We start from the raw sequence: 9,150 nt of genomic DNA, 5'->3' as shown, positions 1-9,150 counted from the left end.
CGATACAACTCGACAGCGTCGCGGCGAAACTCCTCGGAGTAGTTCTTCCTCGCCATGAGTGGATCATCTCGCTTCCACCCCACCGAAGCAGGGATTGAGCGTGTCCACTACTCGGGGTCAGGTCCCAACAAGGAGCACCTTCCGGGTGAAGAATATCGGGTTGTACCCGCGTGTCCATATCGACACGACAGCGACCAAGACCGTGTCCCAGGCAGGTGCGGTGGCGTTAATCGAGACAGTCCGGCTTCGGGCCTGGACCGGGGCTTGTCGCAGGCGTTGAGTCCGTGGCGTAAGCCCCTGGCGCGCCACGATCCGGGCAAGGTCGTCACTGCCTGCACTGACTCCGCTGGACTGGAAGCCAACCACGGGCTCGATGCGCAGGAGGGCGTACATCTCGGCGAGCAGGCTCGGAGTCGCCGCACCTTGAAGTTTCTCGTCTAGCTGCGCGCTTGTCAGTTGCACGTGGACCTCTTGGGTCGGGTCAAACACAACTGACTGCCCCGGCCCAGCTGCCGGCGAGAACGGGTACTGCCGAGCGCGCGGTCACGCCATGATCGAGTTGGCTCTGCAAAAGCTCAGCGAATTGAGCCAACAGCTTGGAGCCAGAGCACTGGACACACGTTGAGCTATGTCACCGGCGACGAATTCATGAGCGCCACGAGGCGGACGGCTCGACCGCCGAAAAGCAGGACTCAGTTCGTGACGCTCTTGGCGGGCACGGGGCCCCGATGGCGATCGGCGTGACCCCTGCTCCAGCCTCGTGCGGCGCCTCTTGCGCAAATACCCCTTGGCTTAGCCGAGATCGGCATAGCGGAGGAGGGCGGCGACGACTGGACGCAGCAAGTTCAGTGGACATCGGAGGAGTGAGCGCCGACTGCCGACAGGAGTAGGCAAGCGAAACGCTCAGGCCATACCCACTTGGTGTCGCGATCAGCTCATTACGCCGGAAGGGGGTATGTAGAGGCCGCCATCGGGGTGGCCGTCCTAGAGAGAAGCACGTCGATGACAGCGCAGCTTGCATCCCTTCCCGATCCGAACGTATATGCCGTCGATGGCGTCGTCCACATTCACGACCTGGCGAGCGCGGATCCGGACTTGCTCACACTCGTCGTCGGCTCAGGGGATGCTGAGGCCGTGGTCCAGCGGGCGCTGTCGACCGGAGCCCGGGCCCTGGCGATCGCCCAGGTCAGCGTCGACACGGCAGTAGTGGAGAATTCGTTCGCGACGTTGGAGACTCAATTGCGGTCGCTCCTCGACGACACCACGACACGGGTGACGGGCACGACTGCAGACCTTCTCGGGCATCCCGAGCACGGGATCTCCGCGACACGTCGGCTGTTGAACCCGGATGCTGACGACAGCCCGTTGTCGCGCCTGCTGACCGGGGTGCGTGACCAGGTCGCGACCGTGCTCGACGCGGTCGGTCGACTGGCCGAGCAGATCACGGCGGACAAGGCGAGCGCTACCGCGACGGCGATCGCGCTGGAGCGCAGCGCCGTGAAGGGCATGGCATTCGAGGACCAGGTGGTCTTCGCGGTCACGGCAATTACGGCCGAACGAGGCGACATTGCCGAAGCGGTCGGTCGGCTCGACGGTGCGACGGGAGGGCGGGTCGGCGACATCGTTGTTCAGGTCGACCCGGCCAGCATCGGCGGGCAAGCCGGCGGCTACGTCGTCGAGTGCAAGGATCGTCGGCTCACGCTCAAGGCCACCCTGGACGAGCTGCGCCGAGCCACAGAGAACCGCGATGCCTACGCCGCCATCGCAGTGTTCTCTGGCGCGGATAACTGCCCGGTGCCGGCACCGTTCGCCGTGTTCAACGACCGCGCGATCGTGGTGTATGACAAGGGCGATGCCGACCCGACCGCGCTTCGATTGGCATGCGCGTGGGCACGTTGGATTGTGCAGCGCGAGTCCCGTCTGGATCATGACGGCATCGACCTCGATGTGGTTGGCCGGTTGATCGACGAGGCACGCCGCTCGCTGGAGCGGGTAAGCACCATCAGGCGGGCGCATTCAGCCGCCGCGAAGAAGATCGGCGAGGCATCCGGCCAGGTCGCCGAATTAAGTGCCGAGCTCACCAGCGTCCTGAACCGGATCGAGCAGGCGCTCGCGAGCGCGGCTCCCGCCGATATGCCGGCTTGAGGGTGCGAGTCGACGGCCGATAATAGAATCATCACGCCGTGAAGCCGTCGTGATCTCACGACAGCAGCCAGACGAAAGCTGGACGTAGTGGTCACTGGAACGCAGCTGCAACAGCAGGCGTTGGATATCCACCAACGCCTGCTCAGCGGCGACCCCACTGCGTCACTCGACGCGGCAGACCTGCTCCTCGATCCGCTCGTCAGCCGGCTGCGAGCCAAATGGCCGAGCCAAAACTACATCGACGCCTGTCACGACGCGGCGACGGAGGTCATCGTGATCTACCTACAAGCCCCGCGGCGCTATGACCCGGCACGGTCGGCGCTGCTGACCTGGTTGACCATGCAGGCGCACGGCGATCTGCTCAACGCCTACGCCTCGTCGCAGAAGAAATTTGAGCGAGACTGGATCGTGGAATCGGACCTGTCTCGCAACGATCCGGATAGCGACGACGCTGCGGTCCAGTTGGGTGACCAGATGGCGTGGCTCGACGCCGTGCCCGTTCTGGACGCCTCGCGTGTGTTGGTGTCGGTGCGAGCGGCCTTTCCCGAGGAGCGCGACCGCCAGTTGATCTGGCTGATGTACATCGATGGAGTGCATTCCACTGACGCCGCCGCCAAGGTGCTTGATCTGATGCATCTGCCACCCCTCGAGCGCGCGGCTGCGGTGAAGCGACACAAGGATCGGGTCATGCGGCATCTGCGTCGCCTCGGATTGGACGAGAACGATGAGTGACCCGGCCCTGGTGGCCAAGACGGCCGACCGGCTGCGGACGGTCGCAGGGTTCTTCGCGTTCGAACTCGACCGCTACCGGCAGCTCACCCATCTCGACCCAGCCAGCGAGTTCGGGATCGCGGCCCCGTCGTTGTCAGCACTGGGACTGTGCCGGCTTCCGCGACGAGAGCATTACGCCCACGATCTGACCGCGATCTCTGTCCGGGTCCGGGTGCCCGAAGAAGACTTGGCGAACTTCCTGCGCACGGCCGATGCCGTGGGTGCGCTGGGCAGCCGCGGGAGCGCACAGGCGTCCAGTCCAGGCTCAAACGGCCTGATGGCCGCCGCTCGCGATCACGCCCTGGCATACACCGAGTTCGAGGAGATCGGCGCCAACGCAACGACCCTGCCCGGGTGGCTCGGACAAGGTATCGATCGGTTCTGGGGCGAGAACGCGGGACCCGAGCAGTTCCCGCGAGACCTTCAGCTGCCCATCCTGATCAACCTCCCCGTCGCCATCATCGAGATCGACGACCTGACTGTGGCAAACCTCGACCAGTGGTTGCAGGTCCACCAACTGCCGACGTTTGCAGCCGTCGCAAATCGACCACTGCGTGGTTGCCTGGCCGCCTACGCCGGTGTCGGCATCCTGTTCGTCGATCGGTCCGACGACCATGATCAGCGCCGCGTGACCGTGGCCCACGAGATCGGACACTTCGTCCTCGACTACCTGCTTCCCCGAGAAGACGTCGCTCGCAGGCGCCCGGACCTCCTGGCGGTCCTCGACGGCGAACGGGCACCAACCGACGCTGAGCGGTTCGACGCGCTGCTTGCCGACGTCCCCGTTGGCTTCCACACCCACCTGTTGGAGCGCGATGCCCACGGTGGGCACCTGTCGAGTGCAACAGCCCAAGTCGAAGACCGGGCGGAACGCCTCGCGTTGGAGCTGCTCGCGCCAATGCGGTCTGTCATGCGGGAGACGGCGACAGCTGCGGATTCGCGGGCTGTTCTGCGCGAACGCTTCGGTCTGCCCGCCGGGCTCGCGACGCGCTACGCCAACCACATCGCTCGGCTGCGGCCACAACGCCCACGCAGCCTGCTCGACGCCATCGGCCTCGCTGAACCTCGCGACGCCGAGCAATCTGACGTGGCGACGGTCGACGACCAGGAGACGGAGTCATGAGACCAGCCCGACGAGAGCCTCCAGGAAATGTCGCCGCGCGGCGTCGTACTTCGCGCCCGGCGCCGGAGAGACACGTATGAGCTTGCTGCGCTCCCCCAACTCCGTCGACGGATCGAGTCGATGATGAGTCAGCCTGGGCATGAGCATGCCGGTGACGGCGAGTTCCTCGTCGGTGACGACGAGTTCAAAGCGGCAACCGGCGAGTCGATCGAACGAACACTGGATCTGAGCACCTGGCACGCCGGCGTCGATCTCGGCGCGCTCTATCAACGGCTCGAGGCTGAGGTCGGCCCCGCGCTCGAGCAGGAGCGGCGCGTGCAGAACGTGGTCCGCTCTGACGTCTTCCCGCTTCTCCGCACGGCACCCGACGCCCCGGCCGACGCGGGTGTCCACCAGGCCGCACCCGTCGACTTGGAAGAGGTGCACCGCAAGGTGCTCTTCAGCGGGCAGCTCGACACTTGTGACGGAACGTCGATCACGCACGACACCCTGCTGCTCACCGTGACCCAGATCGGCGTCTGCCTCATCTCCTACCAGGGCGACGAACTCGCGTTGTCGCAGCGGATGTTTCGCCGCGACTTACGCACTGTCGGGTCCGACCCGATCGAGGAAGCTAAGGATCTGCTGGCCCGTCGCAAGGACCGGACGGCGGTCGGATTCACCGACAAACGCGACACCCTCTCCGAGTTGGCTCGCCGCGGCATCATGACCTACGCCGAACGCGCCACCCTGCTTCATTGGTCTACCGCCCAGTGGCGAATGGGACACGGCAACATCGCCCCGTACGAGCTGCTCACCGGCTCAGGAAACATGGCCCTACTCGCCGAATCGCTGAAGGTACTGCGGGAACTGGTCGCCTACCAACAGTTCGTGTTCGTGCCATCCTCGATCAAAGACAGGCTGCTCCTCACGATCGGCGACGCCCTCGGCCCGCTGGAGTACGCCGTCATCCAAACCGCCGACCAGGCGATGCGCCGCATCGTGGAAGGTGGCCGTTACAACCCCGAGTCGCGCCGGCTCGCGGAAAGCTTCGTCGACGACATCGGCCACCAGATCGCCGTCGGCGTTTACCGCGCATCTGCGCACGCCCCCGCCACGCCGTTCTTCGCCCACGTCGACCGCGTCCACGAGGCCGCACATATCGCCATCGCGGACTCGGTGCTGCAAGAACACCGCGGCTTCCCGCTCTCCATCGATCTCGCCGACGTCGCATGTCGCTCCATGTTCGGCGCCGACACCTTCGACGACGCCGTCGCCTCGGCCTACCGCGAGCACGGTGAACCCACCCGTTACCTGCCCGAACGCAACACCAGGGAGAACTGACATGACCGAACAGATCACGCCCGCCACACCAGATGATGCCGAGGAGGGTGACCGGATCGCAGGCCTACGTGCCTTGCCGTCCTGGGAGGAGCCCGAGGCCTACCGCGGCAGTGTCGGACGCACCATGTTCGACACCCCCGGCGCCAAGGACAACACCGTCACAGTGCTGCTGCCGACCGACGCGGTCCAACAGGTGCCCGCGCAGTCCCTGGTTCGCATTGACAGCCACCCCGACCGACGGCGTTACCTGGCGGTCGTGGTTGCCGGACCATTCGCCGAACCTGACGGGCTCCGCGCCGACGCGCCCGCGATCGTCACGACCGCCGTGCGAGGCGCCACCTTCATGCCGCGCTACCACGGCCGCGTCCAAGTCGAAATCATCGGCGAACAGCTCGCGTCCGGAACGATGGTTCCTCCACGATTCCGGCCGCTTCCCAACAGTCCGGTGTTCGTCGTCAATTCAGAAGAGAAGGCGGCGATCTTCCGCGTCGATGGCACGATGCTCCTGGGCGTTGCAGCCGGCGACGAGACGATCGACGTCAAGATCGCCGGCGACCGCAAGAGCGTCCTACCGCGTCACACGGGCGTGCTCGGGACCACCGGCGGCGGCAAGTCCACTACCGTGAGCCGGGTGATCGGCGAAGCCGCCCGCGACCGGTACGCAGTGATCCTGCTCGACACCGAGGGCGAGTACACCCAGATCAACGAACCGACCACCGATCCGACGATGCTGGCAGCGCTCGCTCGCCGCGGCCAGGAACCCGGTGGCGTACCGAACACCCGCATCTACACCCTCGTCGGCAAAGACACCTCAAACCCTGACCACGGCGACATCGTGCCCTACACGCTGCAGTTCAGCACCATGTCTCCGTTCGTCGTCGAGGACCTGCTCGACCTGACCGACGCACAAAAGCAGCGGTTCGAGAAGGCCTACGACACCACCAAACACATCCTGCAAGACCTCGGCATCTTTCCCCGCAAAGGCGACGCTGAGGACATGCGGGTCAGCATCGAACTTGACGAGTTCGACACCGGCTATCCCCGGATGCGGCTCGCAAACCTGTACGACGTCGTCCTCCTCCTACACGCCAAAGCCGCCGGCGACGATCTGGACCAGGTTTCCGTTCGCTCACCTGAGTTCCGAGGCGATCACAAGAGGCAGGTCATTACCAGAGTCCAAGCGGTCAAGACCGACGCCGTCCTGTCCTGGCGGGCGTTGCTCGGCAAAGTGGGTCGCCTGATGAGGCTGAACGTTTTCGATCACCCGAACACCAGTCCGCTGGACTACGACGCGCTACTCCAGCCAGGGCGCGTGTCGATCTTCGACCTCTCCGATACCGACAGCCCGTTGCTGAACAACCTTGTGATCGCCGATCTGCTCCGCGGTACGCAGCGGATGCAAGACGAGCACTATCAGGCGAGTCAGGTGCCCGGCGGCCCAGCATTGACCAAGACGCTGATCATTATCGAGGAGGCGCACGAGTTCCTGTCCGAGGAACGGCTCGCCGCGATGCCCCACCTGTTCCAGCAGGTGGCACGTATCGCCAAGCGCGGACGAAAGCGGTGGCTGTCGCTGATGTTCGTCACCCAGCTACCCCAGCACCTGCCGCGCCAGGTTCTGGGTCTGGTCAACAATTTCGTCTTGCACAAAATCAACGACGCGGTGACAATCAGCCGCCTCAAGTCGACGGTCGCCGGCATCGATGACGGGCTATGGCAACGGTTGCCGGCTTTGGCCCCGGGGCAAGCGATCGTGACCTTCACGTCGATGACCCGGCCGCTGCTCGTTGCAGTCGACGCGACGCCAGCCAAGCTGCGGATGGTCGACTAGGTTCCGCGAACCTCACGATGCCCGGTTCTCCGGGCGACCACCACGTACTCGGTTCGCATGCGCTCGCCGAAAGACTGCTCTAGGTAAGGCATCACCCGGCGGTGATCGTGAATGGTTCGCGCGTAGGTGTCTTCCACTTCCAAGCGACCAGCGGAGACGATCGGTGCGAGTTGAGCGAACACATCGTGCGTGTCAACACGGACGCGCCGAATATTGGATGGGCAGACCACGATAACGACGTGACCCCCCGGCCTAGTCACGCGTGCACATTCGGCCAACACCGCCGCCATATCGCGGAAGTAGCGATGGACTGTCCAAGCCTTTTCGGGTGCATCTGACAGGCGTTCGACAACGTCATCGACCAAGTCCCAATCGGTCCGCGGAGGCAGCGGCTGTGCGGTGGTCGCCTCGGCGAGCGCTGCCCGGTCGGTGCCGATGTACCGGCGCGCATCGGTGCGATACTGATCGACATCGACTCCGACGACGTCGGAAAGCCACGCTACCGCAAAGACATGGGCTCGCGGATAATCGAGGGCTGAAACATACGGCGGCGAGAAGAAACTTAGGTCTACTGCTCCGTCACCAATTGAAAGCTCCCGAGCGTCGTTCCCGGCCAGACGAGCAGTGACCGACGGTCCATCTGGCATCTGATCTTCGAGGTCTTGCATCTGCCGAGCCGCACGGCGAAGTTGCTTAAGAAACCGTCCCGGGACGTCGGGATTCGCGGTCCACTCGCGATAGTGATGACGCGAATGCACCAGGTCGCGCGCGTTCGCCACCGACGTGCGGGCAACAATCAATGAGGAGAAAACGGCCCACGCCAGCGACCGAAGCGCCGACTCCTCGCCTGTCGTCCTGACGATCACACTCTTGAGGCGAGCCAGATCGGAGCTGACGTCATCCCGAAACCAATAGCTCAGCCGCGGTAGTGCCGGCCGCCACGAACCGTCGAGCGTGCTAACAGTAAGACACTTCTCGATCTCGTCAGCGAGTTCCAGGATCGCCGCACTCGGGATCGGGGTCGCTTTCACCATCGAGATGAGCCGAGCGAGCGGATCGATGTCGACCCCCCACGCATGCCGGCCTGTCAGCAGCCCCTCAACCAAGGTCGTACCGGATCCGCACATCACGTCCAGCACGTAGTCGCCGGGATCGGTGAAGCTCTCAATGGCCCACCTAGCAAGCGGCGGTGGCAACCGCGCCGCGAACGCATGCAATCCGTGCGTGGCATACAGGTGCCCGGAGGCGCTGAAGTCCAAGGCGCCAGGCATCAGCGCACGGTCGTGTCGATGGCACGGCATCGCCCGATCGGCGTCGTCGAGCGTCTGGTTCAACATCGTGGCCACGCCACGATCATGCCGTGTGGCTCCACGCCGGCGAGACACGGACGGTTCATTCGAGCGGGCCGGCGGCCGACTCCGGGAGCGAGGTGCGTCGCCACGAACGATCCAGTCAGTTCGCCGGCCCGAAATCGCGCGCCAGGCTGTCCAGGTCTACGTCGAGGCCGCCAGTCTGAAGCGACCGACGGGGTCACGGACTTCGAGCAGCGCGGGGTTCAGGGTGTGGGCTTCGTGCCGGTGTGGTGGGCGGCGGCGAGCCGGTCGACCCATTCCGACGCGGTCGCGAACAGGACCCGGTGCCCGGCCTGGCAGGCCCGGATCGCCAGGCCGGTCGCGAGGATGCTTCTATGACGCTGTCAAGCTGCAGGTCTCTGCCCGCCATTGACCCCGCCCGAAACAGCACGAGGCCCTCGCTCACACCGCGCATAACGTCAAGCGCTAGCCGCACCGCTCGGTTGGCTAAAGCGCACATAGTCGGCGTTATTGAGCAGTGTCGGCGGCGCTCGAAAACTGAACAGTTTCGGCGGTGAGAAGTGAGCACTCAACGATTGGAGTGTGATCACTTTGGAGGACTGGGCGCTGATCAGGAGGCTGGCGGCGGAGGGTGTGCCGAAGGC

Annotated in this window: 7 protein-coding genes and 1 pseudogene; 5 read left to right on the top strand and 3 right to left on the bottom strand. The window is 64.8% G+C overall.

Annotated features, from left to right (window positions below):
- Positions 1–1,002: 1,002 nt before the first annotated feature.
- From RM423_RS23525 to RM423_RS23505, 5 genes are all read left to right on the top strand, one after another.
- On the top strand, positions 1,003–2,145 hold the full coding sequence (locus tag RM423_RS23525) for a hypothetical protein (protein ID WP_311425476.1): 1,143 nt from the start codon (positions 1,003–1,005) through the stop codon (positions 2,143–2,145).
- An 87-nt stretch (positions 2,146–2,232) separates the two neighbouring features.
- Positions 2,233–2,877, top strand: a complete 645-nt coding sequence (locus RM423_RS23520) for an RNA polymerase sigma factor (RefSeq protein WP_311425475.1) — start codon at positions 2,233–2,235, stop codon at positions 2,875–2,877.
- Positions 2,870–4,039 carry an ImmA/IrrE family metallo-endopeptidase gene (locus RM423_RS23515; protein WP_311425474.1) on the top strand — a complete coding sequence of 390 codons (1,170 nt, stop codon included), beginning with the start codon at positions 2,870–2,872 and terminating at the stop codon, positions 4,037–4,039. The genes RM423_RS23520 and RM423_RS23515 overlap by 8 nt, the downstream gene beginning before the upstream one ends.
- 120 nt (positions 4,040–4,159) lie before the next feature.
- Complete coding sequence (locus RM423_RS23510; protein WP_311425473.1) at positions 4,160–5,362, top strand: hypothetical protein; 1,203 nt, start codon at positions 4,160–4,162, stop codon at positions 5,360–5,362.
- A gap of 1 nt (position 5,363) precedes the next feature.
- Positions 5,364–7,193: an ATP-binding protein gene (locus RM423_RS23505; RefSeq protein WP_311425472.1), complete on the top strand. Its 1,830-nt coding sequence runs from the start codon at positions 5,364–5,366 to the stop codon at positions 7,191–7,193.
- On the opposite strand, the gene RM423_RS23500 is transcribed toward RM423_RS23505, so the two are convergent.
- The 3 genes and pseudogenes from RM423_RS23500 to RM423_RS23490 form a co-directional block, all read right to left on the bottom strand.
- Complete coding sequence (locus tag RM423_RS23500) at positions 7,190–8,530, bottom strand: DNA methyltransferase (RefSeq protein ID WP_311425477.1); 1,341 nt, start codon at positions 8,528–8,530, stop codon at positions 7,190–7,192. The two genes, RM423_RS23505 and RM423_RS23500, sit on opposite strands and share 4 nt — an antisense overlap.
- A 233-nt stretch (positions 8,531–8,763) precedes the next feature.
- Positions 8,764–8,871, bottom strand: a pseudogene (locus RM423_RS23495) (IS21-like element ISAau2 family helper ATPase IstB); the annotation flags it as partial.
- A 93-nt stretch (positions 8,872–8,964) separates the two neighbouring features.
- Positions 8,965–9,150 (bottom strand): hypothetical protein (locus RM423_RS23490; protein WP_311425471.1); only part of this gene is annotated, 186 nt, incomplete at its 5' end.

The organism is Jatrophihabitans lederbergiae, from assembly GCF_031845305.1.
In the GTDB taxonomy this organism is placed as follows: Bacteria; Actinomycetota; Actinomycetes; order Mycobacteriales; family Jatrophihabitantaceae; genus Jatrophihabitans_A; species Jatrophihabitans_A lederbergiae.
This window is presented reverse-complemented; position numbering and strand designations above follow the sequence as displayed.